Origin of the sequence: Rhodococcus opacus, assembly GCF_012396235.1 — a bacterium.
GTDB classification, from domain to species: domain Bacteria; phylum Actinomycetota; class Actinomycetes; order Mycobacteriales; family Mycobacteriaceae; genus Rhodococcus_F; species Rhodococcus_F opacus.
This window is the reverse complement of sequence record NZ_JAAXPA010000032.1, coordinates 48,339-68,980: the sequence shown is the minus strand read 5'-3', so window position 1 is coordinate 68,980 and position 20,642 is coordinate 48,339. Positions and strand designations below refer to the sequence as shown.

At 65.1% G+C, this 20,642-nt stretch carries 19 protein-coding genes and 1 riboswitch; of the genes, 11 read left to right on the top strand and 8 right to left on the bottom strand.

Annotated features, from left to right (window positions below):
- Positions 1 to 18: 18 nt before the first annotated feature.
- A complete protein-coding gene (locus HGB39_RS31410; RefSeq protein WP_005560186.1) occupies positions 19 to 1,068 on the bottom strand; it encodes a TDT family transporter in 1,050 nt (349 codons plus the stop codon).
- Between the two features lie 89 nt (positions 1,069 to 1,157).
- Between HGB39_RS31410 and HGB39_RS31405 the strand changes: the two genes are divergently transcribed.
- Positions 1,158 to 2,102 carry a LysR family transcriptional regulator gene (locus tag HGB39_RS31405; RefSeq protein WP_005560184.1) on the top strand — a complete coding sequence of 315 codons (945 nt, stop codon included), beginning with the start codon at positions 1,158 to 1,160 and terminating at the stop codon, positions 2,100 to 2,102.
- Here HGB39_RS31405 and HGB39_RS31400 read toward each other — a convergent pair.
- A complete protein-coding gene (locus HGB39_RS31400) occupies positions 2,083 to 2,550 on the bottom strand; it encodes a tRNA (cytidine(34)-2'-O)-methyltransferase (RefSeq protein WP_064080565.1) in 468 nt (155 codons plus the stop codon). The two genes, HGB39_RS31405 and HGB39_RS31400, sit on opposite strands and share 20 nt — an antisense overlap.
- 20 nt (positions 2,551 to 2,570) lie before the next feature.
- Here HGB39_RS31400 and HGB39_RS31395 point away from each other — a divergent pair, with 20 nt between their 5' ends.
- Entirely contained in the window at positions 2,571 to 4,406 is a 1,836-nt protein-coding gene (locus tag HGB39_RS31395; protein WP_064080564.1) for a recombinase family protein, read from the top strand.
- Positions 4,407 to 4,612: 206 nt separating this feature from the next.
- On the opposite strand, the gene HGB39_RS31390 is transcribed toward HGB39_RS31395, so the two are convergent.
- The gene (locus HGB39_RS31390; protein WP_081276571.1) at positions 4,613 to 5,176 is read right to left on the bottom strand and encodes a hypothetical protein; all 564 of its coding nucleotides are present in this window, start codon (positions 5,174 to 5,176) and stop codon (positions 4,613 to 4,615) included.
- 167 nt (positions 5,177 to 5,343) lie between these two features.
- On the opposite strand from HGB39_RS31390, the gene HGB39_RS31385 reads away from it, so the two are divergent.
- The 4 genes from HGB39_RS31385 (at position 5,344) to HGB39_RS31370 (ending at position 9,274) form a co-directional block, all read left to right on the top strand.
- Complete coding sequence (locus tag HGB39_RS31385; RefSeq protein WP_155756053.1) at positions 5,344 to 6,207, top strand: hypothetical protein; 864 nt, start codon at positions 5,344 to 5,346, stop codon at positions 6,205 to 6,207.
- 391 nt (positions 6,208 to 6,598) lie between these two features.
- The gene (locus HGB39_RS31380; RefSeq protein WP_064080562.1) at positions 6,599 to 7,615 is read left to right on the top strand and encodes an AAA family ATPase; all 1,017 of its coding nucleotides are present in this window, start codon (positions 6,599 to 6,601) and stop codon (positions 7,613 to 7,615) included.
- A gap of 394 nt (positions 7,616 to 8,009) precedes the next feature.
- Entirely contained in the window at positions 8,010 to 8,786 is a 777-nt protein-coding gene (locus HGB39_RS31375) for a hypothetical protein (protein ID WP_064080561.1), read from the top strand.
- An 83-nt stretch (positions 8,787 to 8,869) separates the two neighbouring features.
- The gene (locus tag HGB39_RS31370; RefSeq protein WP_155756052.1) at positions 8,870 to 9,274 is read left to right on the top strand and encodes a hypothetical protein; all 405 of its coding nucleotides are present in this window, start codon (positions 8,870 to 8,872) and stop codon (positions 9,272 to 9,274) included.
- Positions 9,275 to 9,391: 117 nt separating this feature from the next.
- Here HGB39_RS31370 and HGB39_RS40620 read toward each other — a convergent pair whose 3' ends face one another.
- Positions 9,392 to 10,855 carry a zinc-ribbon domain-containing protein gene (locus HGB39_RS40620; protein WP_162276245.1) on the bottom strand — a complete coding sequence of 488 codons (1,464 nt, stop codon included), beginning with the start codon at positions 10,853 to 10,855 and terminating at the stop codon, positions 9,392 to 9,394.
- Between the two features lie 222 nt (positions 10,856 to 11,077).
- Here HGB39_RS40620 and HGB39_RS31360 point away from each other — a divergent pair, with 222 nt between their 5' ends.
- Positions 11,078 to 11,389 (top strand): hypothetical protein, encoded by a 312-nt coding sequence (locus HGB39_RS31360; RefSeq protein WP_064080558.1) that lies wholly within the window; start codon positions 11,078 to 11,080, stop codon positions 11,387 to 11,389.
- Between the two features lie 690 nt (positions 11,390 to 12,079).
- Here HGB39_RS31360 and HGB39_RS39705 read toward each other — a convergent pair.
- Positions 12,080 to 12,787: a toll/interleukin-1 receptor domain-containing protein gene (locus tag HGB39_RS39705; protein WP_064080568.1), complete on the bottom strand. Its 708-nt coding sequence runs from the start codon at positions 12,785 to 12,787 to the stop codon at positions 12,080 to 12,082.
- A gap of 1,390 nt (positions 12,788 to 14,177) precedes the next feature.
- Entirely contained in the window at positions 14,178 to 14,429 is a 252-nt protein-coding gene (locus HGB39_RS31350) for a hypothetical protein (RefSeq protein WP_155756051.1), read from the bottom strand.
- A 141-nt stretch (positions 14,430 to 14,570) separates the two neighbouring features.
- On the opposite strand from HGB39_RS31350, the gene HGB39_RS31345 reads away from it, so the two are divergent.
- Genes HGB39_RS31345 through HGB39_RS31335 form a run of 3 tightly spaced genes read left to right on the top strand, consistent with a single transcriptional unit; the run spans position 14,571 to position 16,356 of the window.
- Positions 14,571 to 15,176 carry a pentapeptide repeat-containing protein gene (locus HGB39_RS31345; protein ID WP_005257037.1) on the top strand — a complete coding sequence of 202 codons (606 nt, stop codon included), beginning with the start codon at positions 14,571 to 14,573 and terminating at the stop codon, positions 15,174 to 15,176.
- A 33-nt stretch (positions 15,177 to 15,209) separates the two neighbouring features.
- Positions 15,210 to 16,070, top strand: a complete 861-nt coding sequence (locus HGB39_RS31340; RefSeq protein ID WP_005257035.1) for a bifunctional methylenetetrahydrofolate dehydrogenase/methenyltetrahydrofolate cyclohydrolase — start codon at positions 15,210 to 15,212, stop codon at positions 16,068 to 16,070.
- Position 16,071: 1 nt separating this feature from the next.
- The gene (locus HGB39_RS31335; protein WP_005560179.1) at positions 16,072 to 16,356 is read left to right on the top strand and encodes a DUF3017 domain-containing protein; all 285 of its coding nucleotides are present in this window, start codon (positions 16,072 to 16,074) and stop codon (positions 16,354 to 16,356) included.
- 31 nt (positions 16,357 to 16,387) lie between these two features.
- Here HGB39_RS31335 and metX read toward each other — a convergent pair whose 3' ends face one another.
- Together metX and HGB39_RS31325 are read right to left on the bottom strand one after the other, a co-directional pair.
- Positions 16,388 to 17,512, bottom strand: a complete 1,125-nt coding sequence (metX, locus tag HGB39_RS31330) for a homoserine O-acetyltransferase MetX (protein ID WP_005560178.1) — start codon at positions 17,510 to 17,512, stop codon at positions 16,388 to 16,390.
- Positions 17,509 to 18,792, bottom strand: coding sequence for a bifunctional o-acetylhomoserine/o-acetylserine sulfhydrylase (locus HGB39_RS31325; RefSeq protein ID WP_005257028.1), 1,284 nt, complete (start codon positions 18,790 to 18,792; stop codon positions 17,509 to 17,511). Before HGB39_RS31325 ends, metX begins: the two co-directional genes overlap by 4 nt.
- Positions 18,793 to 18,909: 117 nt before the next feature.
- Positions 18,910 to 19,030: riboswitch (SAM riboswitch) on the bottom strand.
- Positions 19,031 to 19,304: 274 nt separating this feature from the next.
- Here HGB39_RS31325 and HGB39_RS31320 point away from each other — a divergent pair.
- Positions 19,305 to 20,528 carry an NADP-dependent isocitrate dehydrogenase gene (locus tag HGB39_RS31320; protein WP_005560536.1) on the top strand — a complete coding sequence of 408 codons (1,224 nt, stop codon included), beginning with the start codon at positions 19,305 to 19,307 and terminating at the stop codon, positions 20,526 to 20,528.
- Positions 20,529 to 20,642: the final 114 nt, after the last annotated feature.

The window sequence follows — 20,642 nt, the reverse complement described above, 5'->3', positions numbered from 1 at the left end:
CGAAGCACCGGTTCGCGGTCAGCGGACCGCGCTGAGGGCGTGGGCCGCGGGGTCGTCGCGGACCACGCGCCCACCCCGTTGCCCGGCGGCGTGCCGCAGTGTGCGGACCGCGACGGTGCTCCAGATCAGGACAAGAGCGCACCACAGGGTCACGCCTGCGCCGACGATCACGACCGAGTCCAGCGCGACGCCCAGCGAGTTCGCGCCCAGCGCGCAGGTGCCGACGGGGAACGTGAAACTCCACCAGCTGGGCGTGAACGTCAACCCGCGGCGAAAGGCCCTGGCGGTCACCGTGACCAGGGTCACGAGGGCGAGGATGCCGAGTGCGCCGACCGTGGTCCCGTAGACCACGCCCACCGAGTGGAGCCAGGTGTGGCCGGATGCCCCGCCGAGCAGATTGATCGCCGCCACCGACTGTCCGATCACGCCGAGCGGAATCCAGAGCGTGGGCACGAGCGGGGTGTCGGGGAGCCCGTTGCTTAGCAGATGGCGTCCGACGACGACGGCGACGGTCAGCGCGGCGCCCAGCGCCAGCGCGAACAGGGTGTAGCAGACCGCCAGCATCGCGATCTGCGGCGCGCCGTCCGGGAGGTGCTTGACCAGTGCGGCACCGGTGGCGGCCGACACCATGGGCGGCACGACGGGCATGAGCCAGGACGGCACCGGGGTCACCTGGTGGGGCCGGGTCAGCCGGCGCGCCATCACGACGTAGGTGACGAGTCCGATGACGGTCCCGACCGTCCACAGGGCGGCCGACGCGGGGACGGCGACACCGCCGAGAAGTTCGCGACCGGCGGATCCGGTGCCGGCGCCGACCGTCAGCACCGCCATCGACACGGCACCGTAGAACGGGAACATCGTGTGGCTGCGCGCGTCCGCGAGTGCGTCGTCGCGGCGACGGATCCAGTGCCGCACCAGTGCGGTCGTCAGCACGACGAGCAGCGTCACGGCGATCAGCCAGAAGATCTCGGCGGCCGTCCGGGCGACCGGAAGGCCCGCCGGAAATGCCGCGGCGACGACTGCGAGGATGCCGGTGCCCATCACTGCTGCGAACCAATTCGGGGTCATACCTAGAGCTTGCCGACGCATCGTCGTGGCCGGTAGAAGGCTTGTGGTTGAATACCCACAAATCGCGTTTGTGGGACTAGCCTAGGGTTGTGCCGCTGTCCCCCCGAGTACCCGAACTCAGTGCCCTCGACGTCCTGCTGTCCGTCGAGCGGCTCGGAAGCATGGGCGCGGCGGGGCGCGAACACGGGCTCAGTCAGCAGGCCGTCAGCGCCCGGGTGCGTTCGGCCGAGCGGCAGTTCGGTATCAAGGTGTTCAGCCGCGGCGCCAGCGGGGTACGCCCCACATCGGAGGGTGCGCTCATCCTCGAATGGGCGAGTCACATCCTCGCCACGGCCGAGGAACTGGCGTCGGGAGTCGCGGCGCTGCGCGGCGAGCGGCAGGCCGGGCTGACGGTGGCGGCCAGCATGACGATCGCCGAGTACCTGGTCCCCGGGTGGACCGTCGCGATGCGGCGCAAGTACCCGAACGTGGTCACCAACGTGCGGCTGCTCAACTCGTCCGAGGTGACCGCCCGGGTGCTGTCCGGTGAGGCGGATCTCGGGTTCGTCGAGGGCCCGGACATTCCGGCGGGACTGCAGGTGCGGGAGATCGGCCGCGACCATCTGGTGGTCGTGGTGCCGCCGGAGCACGAATGGGTCCGACGGTCGCCGATTCCCGTGTCGGAACTCGCCGCGACGCCGATGATCCAGCGGGAGTCCGGTTCCGGGACGCGCACTACTCTGGAGAACGCGGTGCCGCAGTGCGTCCCGCCGTTGCTCGAGTTGACGTCGTGCACGGCGGTGAAGGCGGCCGTCGTGGCGGGTAACGCTCCGGCAGTGCTGTCGTCGCTGGCGGTGGCCGCCGACCTGACGGACGGCCGCCTCGCCTCCGTTCAGGTGGAGGGGTTGACGCTTCCGCGGCGGCTCTCCGCCGTCTGGGACCCGGTGCGCGGCGTTCAGGGTGCGGCGCGCGATTTCCTCGACATCGCCCTCGGTGCCGGCGCGGCCGCGGGTATCGGGGCCGCAGCCGTCGGAGCTACAGCGCAGCCCCTTTGAATCCGTGCTGCCGCCACGCCTCGTACGTGACGAGGGCGGCGGCGTTCGACAGGTTCAGCGACCGCCGGCCGGGCAGCATGGGGATGCGGAGTCGCTCCGTCACGTGGGGATCCGCCAGCACTTCCTCCGACAGTCCGGTGGGTTCGGGACCGAACAACAGAACGTCGCCGGGCCGGTAGGCGATGTCGGCGTACGACACGGTGGCGTGGGCGGTGAAGGCGTACACCCGCGCAGGCTCCACCGCGGCCCAGGCCGCCTCCAGGTTCTCGTGCACGGTCACCGACGCCAGGTCGTGGTAGTCGAGCCCGGCGCGTTTGAGTTTCGGCTCGGACAGGTCGAATCCGAGTGGACCCACGAGGTGCAGTTCGCAGCCGGTGCCCGCCACCATGCGGATGGCGTTGCCGGTATTGGGTGGGATTCGGGGTTCGTGGAACATCAACCTGTACACAACACGCTACCGTACAGGACATGAAGCCGTCTTCTCCAGGTCTGCGTGTCCTCGGCAGGCTCCGACTGTCCAGGCTCACAGACGAGTCGACCTCCATCGAACGCCAGCGCGAGACGATCCAGCACTGGGCCGATGTCAACGGCCATACCGTAGTCGGTTGGGCCGAGGATGCGGACGTATCCGGTGCAGTCGACCCGTTCGATACTCCGCAGCTCGGGCAGTGGCTGAAGCACCGTGTCGAGGAATACGACGTGATCGCCGCCTGGAAGCTCGACCGACTCGGTCGTAACGCCATCCAACTCAACAAGCTGTTCGGCTGGTGTTTGGACCACAACAAGACGCTGGTTTCCTGTTCTGAGTCTATCGACCTCAGCTCGTGGGCTGGTCGGATGCTGGCCAGCGTCATCGCCGGCCTGGCAGAGGGGGAACTGGAGGCCATCCGCGAGAGGGCAAGGGGCTCCCGTGTGAAGCTGAGGGAGTCCGCTCGGTTCGCAGGTGGCAAACCCCCGTTCGGGTACCGCAAGAAGCAGCGTCCTGGTGGCGGCTGGATGCTCGAGATTGACGAGCTGGCCGCCGGCCTGGTCGGAGAGATCGTAGCCGCCGTGCTGGACGGCAAGCCTGTATCGCGGGTGGTGTCGAAGTTGAACGATGACGGTTATAGGACGCCACGGGACTACTACGAGACGGTGAAGGTAGGGAAGCCGTCGCTGATCTTGGCCGAGGGGGAGAAGCGGACTTTGCACTGGCGGTCTACTGCGCTCCGCAACCTACTTACGAACCCGGCGCTGCGTGGATACGTCCATCACCAGGGTCAGGTTGCCCGTGGTGATGACGGTATGCCGCTACAGCTTGCGGATGTTCCGCTGGTGGACGCGGACGAGTGGGAGGCACTCCAGTCGATATTTGACGGTCACCGCGAGCGCCGGAGTCACTACCGGCGACCGGACGCCAGCCCGCTCGTCGGGCTTGTCTTCTGCTACTGGTGCCACTCGCCGCTGTGGCACAACCGCAACGTATCGAGGGGCCACGAGTACTTCTATTACCGCTGTCCAAACATCCAGCAGCACGAGCGGGCATCGATGATCCCTGCCGACCAGGCCGAGAAGGCCGTAGCGGAGTCGTTCCTGGATGAGGCTGGCGACCTGCCGGTGATGGAACGGGTCTGGGTGCCAGGGGATTCGGCTGAGCAAGAGCTGAAGGAGGCGACTACTGCGCTGGATGACGTGTTCGCGGAGCTGGAGACTGCCAAGTCGGAGATCACCCGGGAACGCGCCCGGAAGCGGATCGCGGCTCTGGATGAGCGGATCAGCATCCTGGAGGCGAAGCCGAAACAGGAAGCTCGGTGGGAGTACAAGCAGCTCGGAGGCACGTACCGGGAAGCATGGGAGGCACTGGGGGAGAGTGACCGTTGGCAACTCATCCTGAAGTCAGGAATGACTTTCGCATTCGGCCTCACAGACCGAGGGCGAGGACCGAACTCCGTATGGGTCAGCAGCGTCTACACCCCTGAGCCGCTGAAGCACACACTGGTTTCAGGGGTGAAACAGCGTCGTACGTTGGCTGACGCTGACCCGAATCGTGACGTGAACCCGGCAGACCACACCACGTGGCTGCCGGAGCATTGGGCGACAATGCGAGAGGCCGGCATCGAGGGAATCGAGACCCACCAGGACAAGACGGTCGTTGTCATGAAGTCCGGCGAGCGGGTCGAGATCCCGCGTTGGCTGGACGAGATTGGGATATCCGAGATCACGAACGACGACGATGTGAGGATCGCCTGGACCACAGACGGCAGGGGCTTCTACCACCAGCCGGCCGGTGAGTGGATCGAAGTCCCGTTGGGCGACGCCGAGTAGTTCGGGCACCGGGGTCGGCCAAAAGCAGGCAGGCCCCTCGGAACCTGGGAGCATCACGCCGCGTCTGAGTAGGCATGGATGACGAACGGGAGCATTCCTCGCTGTGGGAGCTGGAGATCCTCCGACGCCGTTGGAAGTCCAGGAGGATCCCGGCAAGCCCTCAGATCGATTTTGAGCCGGGTGTTTTGATGTTTGGGTGCCTCGACTCAGTCGTTCTCGTCCGAGAGCACCGGCTCAAGAACGGCCCTGCCCTTCTCGGTCAGATGACCGCCCGCACGGCCTGGCGATCGCTCCAGCAACCCCTTCCGGGTGGCGTGCCACAGGTGATTCTTGATTGCCGCCGCTGACTTCCCCGTGAGCGCGGCAAGGTGCTCCAGCGGCTTCTCCTGTCCGTTGTTCACAGCGCCGATGTAGATCCGCGACAGCAGCGCTAGATACTCGGGCGTGATCGCACCACTCGCCGCATGACTGGCCAGCAGCCCGGTCAGCTTGTCCTCGGTGTCCTGTCGGACTCGTTGCCATCGTTTCGAGGCGGCCAACTTCCCCCGCAGTCGGTCAAGTGCGTCCTTGAAGTCCACGTCCCTCAGCACCGTCTGCGACAGTCCACCCGGCGGGCAGGTGTCGGGGTCGGATGGGTAGATCACCAGCACAGCCGGCCCGCCCTGCGTCTCTCCCTCGGGCCACTGCATCTCCGCGACCCATTCGTAGTTCGGGCCGAAGTCCGTCGTCACGGAGTACTTGCTGTCGCGGTCCACCTGCCAGTTCGTCATTTCGCCACACTAGCACGGTTAACTAGCTTGACTGACAAGTTAGACACACCGTATATTTCGGTTGTCGGCGATGACGACGGCTCAGATCGAGCAAACCCACGGCAGCGGGACGAACTGCCACCAACACCCAAGGAATACGAATTGACCAACTACACGGTGGTGCTCACGTGAGTCGTCAACAGAAGTCGCGTCAGCAGAAGCCGTGGCAAAGAGTCCTGGACGAGGACATCGACGACCCCGGATCGACCATTGGCGCGACGGACAACGCGGTCGATCCGACCGATCTCCCGGAGGTGGCGACCCCACTTCACGGCGGCTTGGACGACGTTGTCGATGTCGACGACCAGGGCAAGAAGTGCCTCGTCGAGCAAGCCCCGGTCGTGATGGGCGACGACGGCGACGACAGCCCGGAGATTGCACACGTACGTCCGAAGGCCGACAACGAAAAGCTCGAGAGCGGCGACATCAGCGAGCCAGTGCAGTCGAAGCCTGACACGCTCGACAACCCGGCTGGGCAGATGATCGAGGCGGGACACGGTTTCACGGTCGATGATCGCCGTAGCCGACCGTGGAAGACCACCAAGCGCACCAACTGCGCCTTCTGCGGCGGGCCGATGCCTGCCCCGGCTGTCAGCCGGTACCGCTGCGAGTTCGACCCAGATGCCAGCGACGCCGAGTTGGCGCTGATTGGCTCCGACCAAGGTCGAGACGATCACCCTGGCCCTCTTTGGGACTTTTGGCCCGGACAGCAGCGCCAAGAACGACTGCACCAGGGGTGCCAGTGCTCCGGATGCAACCTGCGCTGGCAGGTAGCCAACGGGGCGGAACGCAACCGGGGCCAGCCGAAAAAGTACTGCTCCAAAGATTGCACGCGGCGTGCTGGCAACGAACGCAACGCCTGGAAACGGGCCGTGGCCACTGCTGAGAAGCGAGGCTTAGCGCCGCCGCAGGAGCCCGAAGATCGGGGCCTGAAGTTCGTACTTCGTCGAGGCCCTAGATCCTGCGCCGAAGGTGCATGCCGCCGGGCGTAGCCGCCGAAGTATTCCGTAACAGGTAGCGGGATGGCTGGTTACCATCCCGCTCTCTTGTTGGGGAGTGACTCAAGAGACCCGGTCTGCCCTCGTCGGCAGACCGGGTCTTCTTCGGCCACCAACGACTACCCGTATCCGATCCCAAAGGAGGTGGCGACACGCCCGCCCGCAGATGCACAGACCACCCGCACGACGGCCCCCACCGTCGGAACGGACGATGCCAGCTTTGCCAGAAGGCGGCCCGCAAGCGGTACGCGGCCCGATGTCGCGAGGCCCGCCGAGCGACGAAGGCCGATCAGAAGGCCTAACCGCACATAACCCGGACCACGTGGTCCAGGACTCACAACCGCGCCGACGTTCGGCGCATAACCGACCCGAGGAGGTCAACCGTTTGAGCCACACCATCGACATCGCGAGGCGGTTCCCGCGCTCCACGACCAAGGAAGCGTACGAACGCTCCAAGCGAAATGAGCGTTGGGTGTTCCCTGATGTGATCTGCTCGTCGGTGACGATGATCTACGGCAGGTCGAACGTCGGGAAGTCGTACCTGGTCAGCTCACTGCTGTTGTCGTTGCTGGTCGAGGACCGCGACTTCCTCGGCATCCAGCCGACCGACAAGACCAAGCTGTGGAGGCCGGCGATCTTGTGGACCGATCCCGGCTCGGATGAAGAGTACGGCGACCGTATCCATACGGCGCTGGCCGATGTCGATGTCGACGTTCCCGCGTACCACATCGGGCGCACTGCACGGGCTGACGAGTGGGAAGCGCTGGCAGATCATCTCCTGGCCGAGGGCAACAACTTCGTGGTGCTCGACAACCTGATGGGTGCCACCGGGGATACCAACGACGCCGCCGTGATGACGACGGTGTTCGACGGGTTGACCCGTCTCACGAACCGAGGGGTTCCCGTGGTGGTCCTCCACCACGAGTCGGAGAAGGGCATGACTGTCGCCGGTGCTCCTCCGATGGGAGCGTCCGCAGCCGTCCAGAAGTCTCGTGTTTGGATCCAGGTACGCCAGACCAACAAGCGCAGACTTCGCGGCGGCAACACTGCGCTGGTGGTCCAGTCCAACCTGCTCGACCAACCGCAGGAGATCGTTGCCGAGCCGATGACCGGCCCCGACTACAAGGTTCTGAAGCGTGGACCGTGGGTCTCACGAAACGACATCGACGACAGGCCGAAGCAGAACCGGTCGCAGGAGACCCTGGACGAGAACGCCCGCATGGCCCACTGGGTGGTCGAGAACCTCCAGGGTGTCGGAGTCAACCAGGCCGCGGTTCGGGTCGCGGACGAGTTCAACAAGTCGCGGGCAACCTGTAAGGACAAGCTCACTCGAGGTGCCGTAGCGGCGTTGCTGCACCGCACCGGGGAAGGCGAGTCGACCACGTGGGAATACGTCGCGTAGGTGGTGGTCGTCCACCACCAGTCGCAGGACGTTTCCGCAGGTGGCGGGCTGGTGGTGGTGGTGGCCCCCCCTATAGGTGTGAACAAGTTCCCACCACCCCCCACTCCTCAACCGCCTCGTAGCGGTTGGGGAGAGATCAGATGACTAGGCCGGCGAGGGCCGGCCTCATCAGGTGATCGACCTCGATCACGTCGATCACTGGCAGCCGTCTGAATGCGGCTGCCACTCTGAACAATCCGGTGGATCACCGGCCATCCGGTGATCTTTTGTCCGGTTGTCCTGTCGGACAACCGAACCCCACACTGGCCACCCCGAAACGGGTGGCAACCCAAGCTGCCAACAGGCAGCTCCCATCAGGGTGTGCGACAGCACACCCCACAACAGTTAGGAAACTATGTACGACAACATCAGCACCGCCGACGCCGTCAGCCGCTGGAACAGCTTGGGCGTCAAGCTACCCAAGGAACTCGCGACCGCCGTCGAGGTGTTCGAAGCGATCCGTTGGGTCGAGACCGGTCACACGGTCCCGTTCGACCTGGCCGACATCACCGCCGCCAACGCAGAGGAGAAGCTTGTCGAGTTCGCCAACCGGCTGTTGCCGGCGTTGAAGACCGGCGATCACCTCAGCCGCACCCCGCTGGAAGAGGCCAAGCGTCGAATGCTCGACGCCGCCGCACGTGAAGTGTTGGGCAAGGCGACTGCCGCCGTTCCAGTCGTGATTGAGCAGCTGACTCCGGAGTTCGACAAGCATGCAGCGGCGTATGTCGCCGCCGTCGCCAGTCTCCCCGACATCGTCGACTCTGACTCGCTAGTTCAGGCGGGTCCCCTTGCGGTGCAGGCGTACATGACCGCTCAGACCGAAGCCGCCTACCTGGACAAGGTCTCGTCGTGGGTCGCTGGGACCAGAGACCTTCCAGGCTTCGCCGGTCTCGATGTCGAGGTTGCGCTTCGTACCCTGCGGCCTGCGGATGCGTTGCAGCTTGCCAAGCTCGACGCCGCCCAGTACAAGAACGTGAATCAGACGTTGGGTGCGCTCGACAAGGTGTTATACACCGCGGCTCGCGAAGGCATCGAGTTCGGGATCAACACCCTGCGCGAGTGCGCTGAGATTCGGCGGTCGTTGGCGATCACGCCGCAGAATGTCAGCAGCCGCGTGACGATGGTCCGCTGAACAGCCGCCGCGAACGGCCCCCGGCGATCGACAGCCGGGGGCCGTGCCCCCACACACTCGAATTGCAATGCCAGGAGAATCCATTGACAACCCGAAAGAAGTCCAGCGCAGCAGCAATGCTCACCCGCCAGATCCATTCGACCAAGCAGAAGCCAAATGCCGTCGAAGCTGGCCTGGCTCACGCGGTCGCTCGCCGGCTGGAGGAGCGCAACATCGCGAAGATCCCCGGCCTCCCCGACGATCACCCGGATCCAGAGTGGTACGACATCGCCATCGAGCTCCACCGTCAGCACGAGGAGTTCCTCGCCGAACGCGAGGCCAAGAATCAGGCCGAACAGCATGCAGCGCAATCGACACCGGACTTGATCCGCTCAGCACTCGCAGGGTCTACCCAGCAGCGTTCATCGACCATGCCGCTCAACGGCACTCGTGTCCTCCACGCGGCACTAGCCGGCGGGGGCGGGACGATAAACAGCACTCGCACGTGACGCCGCAACGGAACTGACATTGCTCGCAGTCGAGGGGGCTGGTCCTGATGCGGGCCAGCCCGTCGGCAAGCATCAACGATGTACGGCGATCAAGTTGGTTGCTAGAAGCGGAGCGACCTACCAAAGGCTCATTTGTCCTGACTCTTGCTCAATCCAGTCGACGATCTCAGGGAGTGTGGATTCCACTGGATTGCGTATCAGACGACGAACCTGCAGGAGATTCGCGTGACTGATTGCCAGATTCGGCAAGTTACCCTCACGGACTCGGACAACCCAGAACCCCGCGTCGAGTAGAGCGAGCGTTTTTGCCGTGTCCTTGTCGAGCTTTGTGCCATGCCAGAACTGACCGTCATACTCGACGGCGACTTCGGCGTGCCCTAACCGAACCAGGATGTCGATGCGTGAGGTCCTGTGCGCTCCCCATCTCACGGCTATACGGGCATCATGCTCGACGTTGCTGAAGGCTTCGGATATTGCTGCGAAAAGCGCCTTCTCAGGAGCTGACGCGCTGCATTTTGGGCAACCGACGCGGGGGAACACCGTCCGCGTGCGGACGATTGATCGCCACTCATGACCAGATGAGCATCTCCACCACACATGGCTAGTCGACGCAAAATTGACCTCGCGGGGATGCCGGGTATTGCGAGTTGGATGCCACTCGTCGGCGATCGCGGGTTCGCGGCTTGCGAGGTCATTGACGCCCTGGACGACTTGCGTGCCATGGCAAACACCGCATCCGTCGCCGCGCGTACGAGAGCTGATCATAGACTGAAATTCGTGGTTGCAACCGTTGCCGAGCCACCAGACCTTCATCTCCGAACCCGCGGTGACCTCGAACTGCGTCCTCGGCAAGTTGCGCTGGGGGTGCCATTCGGCCGCGATGTGGGGATGGGTTGTTGCCAAGTCATTCATTCCTGCAACGACTTGAACCCCAGCACAGATCGGGCAACCATAGCCCGCACTTCGTCTGTCAACCCGCCCCTTGAACGAGTGGCCGCAGCTTCCAAGCCACCAAACTACTCGGCCAGAGCCCGTCGTCACCTGCCGAGGCGTGAGTGGTGCATTGAGATCGGGGTGCCATTCGGCCGCCAGTCGCGGATTCCGCGATGACAGATCGTTAAATCCTTCCAATGCACTCTGGCCACTGCACACAGCGCACCCACGACCGCTGATCGTCCGCTTCGACACGGTGTTTTCGTAGTCGTGTCCAGCGGGACACCGCCACCAGACCTTCTTGTCCGACCCGGGCGAAACATCCTCGGCTGTAAGCACATTCCGTTCCGGATGCCAGTCCGCTGCAATCTCGGGTCTCAGCGAAGCAAGATCGTTGACACCTGGTTGAACCCGCTTCCCCGCGCACACCGCGCACCCCTGGCCCCCCGTTCGATGCGAAACGGTTGCCGGCCACTCGTGCGTCTTCCCATCCTCATCATGATGGAACCACCACACTTTCCGAGGGGATCCGGTGCTCAACGAGGAGACATCGACCGTGTTCAGGTCTGGATGAAACTCCGCGGCGATGACTGGGTGCGTGTCGACTAGGTAGCTCTGAGGCGGCCGACCACCCTTACTCGTTGACATCGATCTTGAAAGTATCACCGAGCCCATTGACAGCGTGCTCAGTCGTGGGTGTCCACGCCACTATCAGCAAACCTGGCGAAGTGAGGAGTTGAAACCGCTGAAGGATCAGGCCCCAGGACTGGCACATGCACATTCGCGGGCTGCGGCAGGACACGGGGCCAGCAGAGCCGGGCACCGCCGTAGACTCAGTAGGCTAGGCGGACAAGTGGAGGCCAATCTCAAATGGGCAACTTCGAAGACAAGATGGACAGCCAGGCTGAGAGTGCTGTCTGGGTTGACGGGGGTTACGAGGCAGTTCCGCTCATCGGCCCTGGCCGGTGGATGACGTTCCCAGACGGAACGATCATCTACACCGACGACGACACCAAGCTGTTCGCGAAGAACGACGAGAGCTTCACGTACGGACTCATGGAGGCCATCCTCGCGATCGAAAACCTCTGGAAAGCAGGAAAGACGGCAACCGAGGCGTTTGAGACGCTGAGGGGCAACATTCCTGTTCCGGTGGCATCCGGAGATCTCTCCGAGATCGCGTGAGCTGGGCCAGCTCCACAAGCTGCTCACTACGTGCCCAGTAGGCCGGGTACTCGAGCAGGCACCCAGTAGTCCCTGCTCTGCCTAGGTAGTGGTGGTGGTGCGCTCGCACGCACACTGCACAGGTTGAGCTGCTCGGGTATGCAGCACACGCTGCACACACAGGCTGGACACGGGAGGGGCCGCGTCGTCGCAGGTCGGCCCTCGGATCCGGCGTATCCGTCAGACCGCGCAGGCACCTCTGCACGTCTCACGCGGTCGACCCCACCAGGTCGACGAGCCTGATCGACCCATCTCTGCAGTTCAGTTCGGGGTGCCAGGGCACCCAGGGGAGCCTCCCCCTACCCCCGTTTTAGACCGGGACGTTATGCGCGTGAGCCCTCGTGTACGGGTTTCCAAGTCGATCAGGACAACCGGTGGCGTCAACGGCTCGACAGCCGGTACTCGTACCAGTTCAACGGCGAGATCTCCTCGGGGAGGGCCGAGACCCTCCCCGAGGAGTGGCACACGCTCGGGATCCGACCGAGCAAGGCATTCGCCATTGCTCCGAACCTGGTTGCACCCGTGTGAGGTTCGTAGTTCGGCTCAGCCGGCTAGGAACTGCCCCTCAACCCTGTGAGCAGGCCATCGAGGGCCGGCAGCGTCTGACAAGGACGGCGAGACCCACCTATGCCGGAACGATCGGAACCCGCCCTAGTCGTCCACGTCCACAGTCTCGGCGATCTTGGCGGCGACCTCTTCTAACGATGAGCTCTCGGTGCTCAACCCAGAACGAGCGGCAAGCAAGGGACTGACGTCCCGGAGTGCTTCGAACGTCGTTCCGTGTGCGACGGGGATGACAAGGTCGGTCGCGAGTAACGCAGAGAGTTCCTTGTCAGCGATGCCCTGCGCGTTGAGGCTGGTGAACAGCTCCGGGGTCACCAGCACGATGCCTGCCCGAGACTTACTCAGCCCCCTGTCGATCTCGCGGACCAATGACGTACCGAGTTTGACGGCAACCTCGCTGAACCAGACCTTCACGTCCAGGGCCACCAGGAGATCGTTCAACTCCTTCGCAGCACCCTGCCGATCACCCCAAGCATGGCAAAGAAAGAGGTCGTAGCGATCAGGGTAGGACTGTGCGGGGTAGGACTCCGCTTGCCTCTCGACTGCCTGGCGAACGGGGGCAAGAGTGCGGTCTTCTGCGACCGTGTACAACAACCCTCCTGCAGATCGACGCCGACTCCCGCCGCTGGACGGCCCACTGCCACTACCCCGGTACTGGGGGGCCGGCGCAGGGTAGGAGGGCGGCCGGGTGTACGACGTATAAGACGCATACGACCGGGATCCGGACCTGCACGCAGGGCAGTTCGCGCGCGCGCTCGCCGAGCGGTGTCCTTGTACTGGGGCAGTGCAACGCATGGACATGTTCACCGCCCCCGAACCGTAGTCGTACGGGTAACCGTGGTGACCTTCGCCGGCACGGACTTCGTGGTCGTCGTGTTGCCGACCTTCGTCCGGACCGGGACGCGAACGGTCCGGGTAGTGCGGGATACGCGAGTGGTGCGGATGGGGGACATGGTCCCACCTCCATTCCGGCCGGCGGTATCCAAGAACGATCCCGTGAAATCCGCCCCCCATCTGGAGGGGCGAGCTAGCCTAAGTTACGCTCGAAAGGCATCGACCAAATGCAGTCAAGCGCACCCGACTCGGGGATCTAACCCCCGAGTGGGGGCCTTGTCCTGTTCCGGCGTCTCAAACGCTACACCTAGTGGCCGACAGAAACACTCAACCCGAGATGTTGTGAGTCACATCGATGAAATTCCCCGGTCGTAAGCCCTCTTAGTTGGCGGACCCTGAGGTGCGGCGACGTGTGCGGGGTCACAGATCGTGAGAGATTCTGGTCGTGAACCGGCAGTTTGACCGAGCGTCCGCGAGCCGGAACGGTCGGAGGACGTCCTCCGATATCCTTGACGAAGGTCCAGATGAACCGACTTCTCGGTGCGTGGTGTCCTGGTAGTCGAACTTGTCGTAGATCTCCTTGTCGACCTTCTCGTTCGGTTACATGACGTGCTGCACCGCTACTCGAGTCCGGGCGCTGCACGGAGGGCCTTCGACAAGTAGGTCGGTACAGATTGGGAGCGGACGCCTACGGCGGCTGTGTTCAATGCCCTGCCCTCGGGCCGGGCCGTGCCGGGAGGGAGTGGAGCGGAGGGAGGGCAGGGCGTACCCCGTACCGCACAAGGTACGGGAGTACATCATGCCGGTCGGTCGTATCGCTTCGATCGGTTGGTATGCACGGGACCACGGCATTGCCCGTCGGTCCCCGGGACTGGGATGTTCCACGCGCTCGTACGGCTACCACGCCGTTCCCGCTCGAGTCCGCCTTAACCGGGTGAGCTACGTGTGATCGAGGAATAGGTGCTGTGGCCCCTCTGACGGGCGACGGCACCGCTGGTGAGGCGGCCTACCCGTTGGGGGCCCACGGGCACAGAGGCTTTGGTGATCTGGGGAAGAGAACGCCTGGCGTACCGGAACGGCCGACAGCGCGGAACCCGACCCGCACCCCAGGTCACGGACCGGAGTCCGTGACCCAGCGAACGAGTCGACTAGCCGGATGCGGTGTCGTGCATCGCGATCGAGCAGGGACCGTCATGCAGTGGCTGACGCTTAAGGAACCGGATCGGGTGACCGGGGAGTATCGGCTCCCCGCACCAGTAGCAGACGCAGTCGTACTTGGCGATCAGGGCACCGTTCGCCGCGAACTCAGGCGGCAGCGCGCGCCGAGCACGTCGGCGACGGTACTGAGGCATCAACGCACTTCCGCACGGTAGATGCGGTGGGTGCCGGACTCGAACCTGGCGACGGTCGAGCCGTCCTCGTCGTTCCAGACCTCGGTGACCGGATCCCCCGAGATTCGGGCTACGCCGTCGATGCGCTCTCGGATGAACTCGACGGGAGCAGAGGTGATCCCAAGCTCTACGGGCTCGGGGTACGCGCTCTCAACCTCATAGGTGACGGTGTGGGTTGCTACGCTTGGCAATTGGTGCAAGACCACCTCCATTGTCTGGTGCCGAGCCCCCAAGCGTGTTGCAGCACGCTGGGACCTGCCTATGTTTTGTGGAGGTTGTTGTCCAACTCGTGGAACATCACTCGGAACACCCGCACAGCTTAGGGGCACACCGCGAGGCGGCATGATGGACGCATGGATCCGGTAGAAGAGGTGGTGGGTGAGGACTACGGCGACGCACGACTCCCCGCGCAGAACTGGCAGCGGCGGCACTACACGAAATGCAACTTCCGCGACGCCGACCTGAGTGAACTCCGCACCGAGTCGGTGATCTTCACCGACTGTGATTTCACGGGCGCCGACCTCGCCGAGTCGCGTCATGTGGGGACGGCGTTCCGCTCGTGCTCGTTCACCAGAACGACGCTGTGGCACAGCGAGTTCCGCAACTGCAGCTTCCTCGGATCGGAATTCGACAACTGCCGACTGCGCCCGATGGTCTTCGACGAATGTGATTTCACGCTCGCGTCGCTGGGCGGCGCGGACCTGCGCGGACTCGATTTCACGGACTGCCGGTTCCGGGAGGCCAACCTCGTCCGCACGGACCTCCGCCGCGCCGTTCTCCGCTCGGCGGACCTGTTCGGCGCCCGCACCGGCGGCGCGAAATTCGACGGCGCGGACCTGCGCGGCGCCCACGTCGACGCGAACCTGTGGACGGCGGTCTCGCTGGACAAGGCGCAGATCGAACTCACCCAGGCCATCGCGTACGCGACGGCCAACGGGCTCGTGGTGGAACCGACCTGACGCGCGTGTGGCGAACCTGAGAGAATGGGGCACGTGACTGCAACGATCCTCGATGGCAAGGCGACCCGCGACGAGATTTTCGAAGACCTGAAGGTGCGGGTGAGCGCCCTGAAGGACAAGGGCATCACGCCCGGTCTCGGCACCGTTCTGGTGGGCGACGACCCGGGGTCGGCCGCCTACGTGCGCGGGAAGCACAACGACTGCGCGAAGGTCGGGATCACCTCGATCCGCCGCGACCTGCCCGGCGACATCACGCAGGAGAAGCTCGACGCCACCATCGACGAGCTCAACGCCAACCCGGACTGCACCGGCTACATCGTGCAGCTCCCGCTGCCGAAGCAGCTCGACGAGAACACCGCCCTCGAGCGCATCGACCCCGACAAGGACGCCGACGGCCTGCACCCGGTCAACCTGGGCCGGCTGGTGCTGGGCAAGGAAGCGCCGCTGCCGTGCACGCCGCGCGGAATCCTGCACCTGCTGCGCCGGTACGAGGTGCCGATCGAGGGTGCCCACGTCGTCGTCGTCGGTCGCGGTGTCACCGTGGGTCGCCCGATCGGTCTGCTGTTCACCCGGCGCAGCGAGAACGCCACCGTCACCCTCTGCCACACCCGTACGCGGGACCTCGGCGCCGAGGTCCGCCGCGCCGACATAGTCATCGCCGCGGCGGGTGTACCCGGGCTGGTCACGGCCGACATGGTCAAGCCCGGTGCCGCGGTGCTCGACGTGGGTGTGAGCCGCACCGAGGACGGACTGCGCGGCGACGTGGCGGCGGACGTTGCCGAGGTCGCCGGCTTCCTGTCCCCGAACCCCGGTGGCGTCGGGCCGCTCACCCGCGCCTTCCTGCTGACCAACGTCGTGGAGCGGGCCGAGCGTGTCGCAGCGTCTCTCGGCTGACATGGCCGACTGGGGGCAGTTCGCGAAGAAGAATCTGCCGATGCTCGCAGTCCTCGTCGTCATCGTCGTGGCCGTCGTGTTCGTGCTCGCGGATCGGTGGCGACGAGGCGCGTTCGTGTTCGGTGTCGCCACGCTGCTCGCGGCGGTCTTCCGGTTGATGATGCCGTCGGAGCGCGTCGGACTGCTCGCGGTGCGCAGCAAGCCTTTCGACGTGGGCGCGCTCGTGGCCGTCGGGGGCGCGATCGTGTGGCTGGCCGTGTCGATCGACCCGCTCGGAACCGGCTAGCGGTCCGAGCGGGCGTCGTCCGGCGCCGGTGTCAGCGTCCGGCGCGTGCCAGTTGCATCGTCTCGGAGAGCAGTTTCGCGACGGCGGCGGCCTCGGTGAGGAACCCGTCGTGGCCGTCCCGCGAGTTGAGCACCCGCAGACCGTCGCAGGTGGGGATGTCGTTGGCCAGATCCTCCTGCAGGCGGATCGGGTACAGGCGGTCGGAGTCGACGCCGCCCACGATGACGGGGGCGGTGATCGTCCCCAGCGCCGCGGCGATGCCACCGCGACCGCGGCCCACGTCGTGCCGGTTCATGGCCTCGGACAGCAGCACATACGTGCTCGGGTCGAACCTGCCGACCAGCTTGTCGGCCTGGTGCTGGAGGTAGCTCTCGACGGAGTACCGTCCGCCGCGCCACGGGTCCTCGCCGTCCTGCGGCGAGTTCGCGAACCGGGAGTCGAGTTCGCTCTCGGTGCGGTACGTCAGGTGCGCGATCCGGCGGGCGATGCGCAGACCCGCCAGGGGGATCCGGCCGGTGCCGTGATAGTCGCCGCCCTGCCAGTCGGGGTCGCTGGTGATGGCCGCGATCTGGGTGGTCTGCGTGCCGATCTGGTCGGCGGTCGCGCGGGCGCCGACCGCGAGAACGAGCGCCGACGCCACCTGGTCCGGGTAGGTGACGGCCCACTCGAGCGCGCGCATCCCGCCCATCGAACCACCGACGACGGACGCCAGCTTGTCGATGCCCAGCAGGTCGGTGAACTTCTTCTCGGCCGCGATCTGGTCGCGGATGGAGATCTCCGGGAAGCGGCTGCCCCACGGGCGCCCGTCCTCGGCGATCGAACCGGGACCGGTGGTGCCGCGGCAGCCACCGAGGACGTTGGTCGCGACGACGCACCACTCGTCGGTGTCGATCGGCGCACCCGGACCGACCATTCCGGTCCACCATCCGGGGGAGGGGTGCTCGTCGGTGACGGGTCCGGTGACGTGGGAGTCACCGGTGAGGGCGTGCTCGACGAGCACGACGTTGTCCCGGTTGGGGGACAGCTCACCCCATCGCTGCACGGCAAGGGACACCGACGGGATCACTGTTCCGCTCTCGAGCTCGAGCGATCCGATGTCGATGGTGCCGAGCCGTCCGTCCGCCACGGGCAGGTTCTGTACAGCGCTCACGGTCAAGATGCCGCCGCCGTAAGTCCGGTCTCGATATCGGCGATGATGTCGTCGATCCCTTCGATGCCGACAGCCAGGCGGACCAGTCCGGGGGTGACGCCGCTGGCGGCCTGCTCCTCGGGGGTCAGCTGGGAGTGTGTGGTGGACGCCGGGTGGATCACCAGCGAGCGGACGTCGCCGATGTTCGCGACGTGGCTGTGCAGGGTGAGCGCGTTGACGAACTTCTTGCCCGCGTCGATGCCGCCGGCGAGTTCGAACGTCACGATGGCACCCGCACCCCTCGGCGCGATCTGTTTCGCCCGGTCGTGCCAGGGCGACGACGGGAGCCCGGCGTATCCGACGGACACGACCTCCGGGCGGGCCTCCAGGTACTGCGCGACGGCGGTCGCGTTGGACACGTGTCGTTCCATGCGAAGGCTCAGAGTCTCGAGGCCCTGCGCGATGAGGAACGCATTGAACGGGGAGATCGCCGAACCGAGGTCGCGAAGCAGCTGCACGCGAGCCTTGAGGGCGAACGCAGGCGGTCCGAGCTCGGAGTAGACGACGCCGTGGTAGCTCGGGTCCGGCGTGGTGAAGTTGCCGTGGCGGCCCTGGGTCCAGTCGAACGTGCCGCCGTCGACGATGACACCGGCGATCGCCGTGCCGTGACCGCCGAGGTACTTGGTGGCCGAGTGCACCACGATGTCCGCGCCGTGCTCGAGGGGGCGGATCAGGTAGGGAGTGGCCACCGTGTTGTCGACGATCAGCGGGAGTCCGTGCTGATGCGCGATCCCGGAGATGCCGGGCAAGTCGAGGACGTCGTTGCGGGGATTGGAGATGGTCTCGCCGTAGAACGCCTTCGTGTTGTCCCGGACCGCGTCCTTCCACTGCTCGAGGTCGTCGGGGTCCTCGACGAACGAGACTTCGATGCCGAGCTTGGGCAGCGTGTAGTGGAAGAGGTTGTAGGTGCCCCCGTACAGCCGCGGGCTGGAGACGATGTGGTCACCTGCCTCGGCGAGATTCAGGATCGCGATCGTCTCCGCGGCCTGTCCGGAGGACAGCAGCAGGGCGGCGACGCCGCCCTCGAGCGCGGCAATGCGCTGCTCGACCGCGTCCTGCGTGGGGTTCATGATGCGGGTGTAGATGTTGCCCGGCTCTGCCAGACCGAACAGCGCGGCAGCGTGATCGGTGCTGTCGAACGTGTACGAGGTGGTCTGGTAGATCGGCAGCGCCCGCGCCTTGGTGGTCGCGTCGGACGTCTGCCCGGCATGGATCTGCTTGGTCTCGAACGACCAGTTCTCGGTCATGTGCTGTCTACTCCAGTGGTCTGACGAGGCGCGGACGGAGTGCTGGTTCGTTCGCGCGCAGGGCTTGTCTGGGGTCTATCTACGACAACAACAACACATCATGAACCTCCGATGTCGGACCCGCGCTTGTCACCCGACTGTTGTATGAATCAGGGAACCAGGTCATCACCCGGGGCACCCCACCGCGGTGGAGGGTTGCCGGCCAGCTAGCCGGGGCTCGTTGCTGGCACTCATGACCTGGAGTGAATCTTAGCGGCTGAGGTGGAACGACCGGAAACGGCACCGATCAGGGCCGCTAGCAGGGAAAAGTTACCCGCGAGTAGGGGTGGGTTGTGCGCCCCACCTGTTGCGAGCCGCTCGCATAGCAGTACGCTTGTCTTGTTTAGGTGCGGTCTCCCCAGGGGCCGCCGTGACCGTCTACGTTTGATAAGCGAACCGTTCGCGGACCCACTCACAAAGTGCGCCCGCAACCGTGTAACCAGGGAAACTTCCTAGGAGGACGCGAAGCACCCATGTCCAAAATCAAGGTTGAGGGCACCGTCGTCGAACTCGACGGCGACGAGATGACACGCATTATCTGGCAGTTCATCAAAGACAAACTGATCCATCCTTACCTGGATGTGAACCTCGAGTACTACGACCTCGGCATCGAGTACCGGGACGAGACCGACGACCAGGTGACCGTCGACGCGGCCAACGCCATCAAGAAGCACGGCGTCGGCGTCAAGTGCGCGACCATCACCCCGGACGAGGCACGCGTCGAGGAATTCGGTCTCAAGAAGATGTGGCGGTCGCCCAACGGCACCATCCGCAACATCCTCGGTGGGACGATCTTCCGCGCGCCGATCATCATCTCCAACGTTCCGCGACTGGTTCCGGGCTGGACCAAGCCGATCATCATCGGCCGTCACGCCTTCGGTGACCAGTACCGCGCCACCGACTTCAAGGTCCCCGGCCCCGGCAAGGTGATGATCACCTACACGCCCGAGGACGGCAGCGAGCCGATCGAGCACGAGCTGGTGAACTTCCCCGAGGGCGGCGGCGTCGTCCAGGGGCAGTACAACTTCACCAAGTCCATCGAGGACTTCGCGCGCGCCTCGCTCAACTACGGCCTGCAGCAGAACTACCCGGTGTACCTGTCGACCAAGAACACCATCCTCAAGGCGTACGACGGCGCATTCAAGGACATCTTCCAGCACGTCTACGAGACCGAGTTCAAGCCGGAGTTCGACGCGGCCGGACTCACCTACGAGCACCGTCTCATCGACGACATGGTCGCGTCGGCGCTCAAGTGGGAGGGCGGCTACGTCTGGGCCTGCAAGAACTACGACGGCGACGTCCAGTCCGACACCGTCGCGCAGGGCTTCGGATCGCTCGGCCTCATGACCTCCGTGCTGCTGACCCCGGACGGAAAGACGTGTGAGGCCGAGGCCGCGCACGGCACCGTGACGCGTCACTTCCGTCAGCACCAGCAGGGCAAGCCGACGTCCACCAACCCCATCGCGTCGATCTTCGCGTGGACCCGTGGACTCGAGCATCGCGGCAAGCTCGACAACACCCCCGACGTCATCGGCTTCGCCCAGAAGCTCGAAGACGTGGTCATCAAGACCGTCGAGGGTGGTCAGATGACGAAGGACCTCGCGATGCTGGTCGGCGGCGACCAGGGCTACCTGACCACCGAGGAGTTCCTCGGTGCGCTGGACATCAACCTCCAGAAGGCCATCGCCGAGCAGTAGGCACCGAGCCGCAGCGCTACGAACGGGACGTCCCTCACGGGGGCGTCCCGTTCGCAGTCTCCGGGTCCCGGGTGAGTCATCTCACGGTCGTTCGAGGCGCGAAAGGCCGAATCC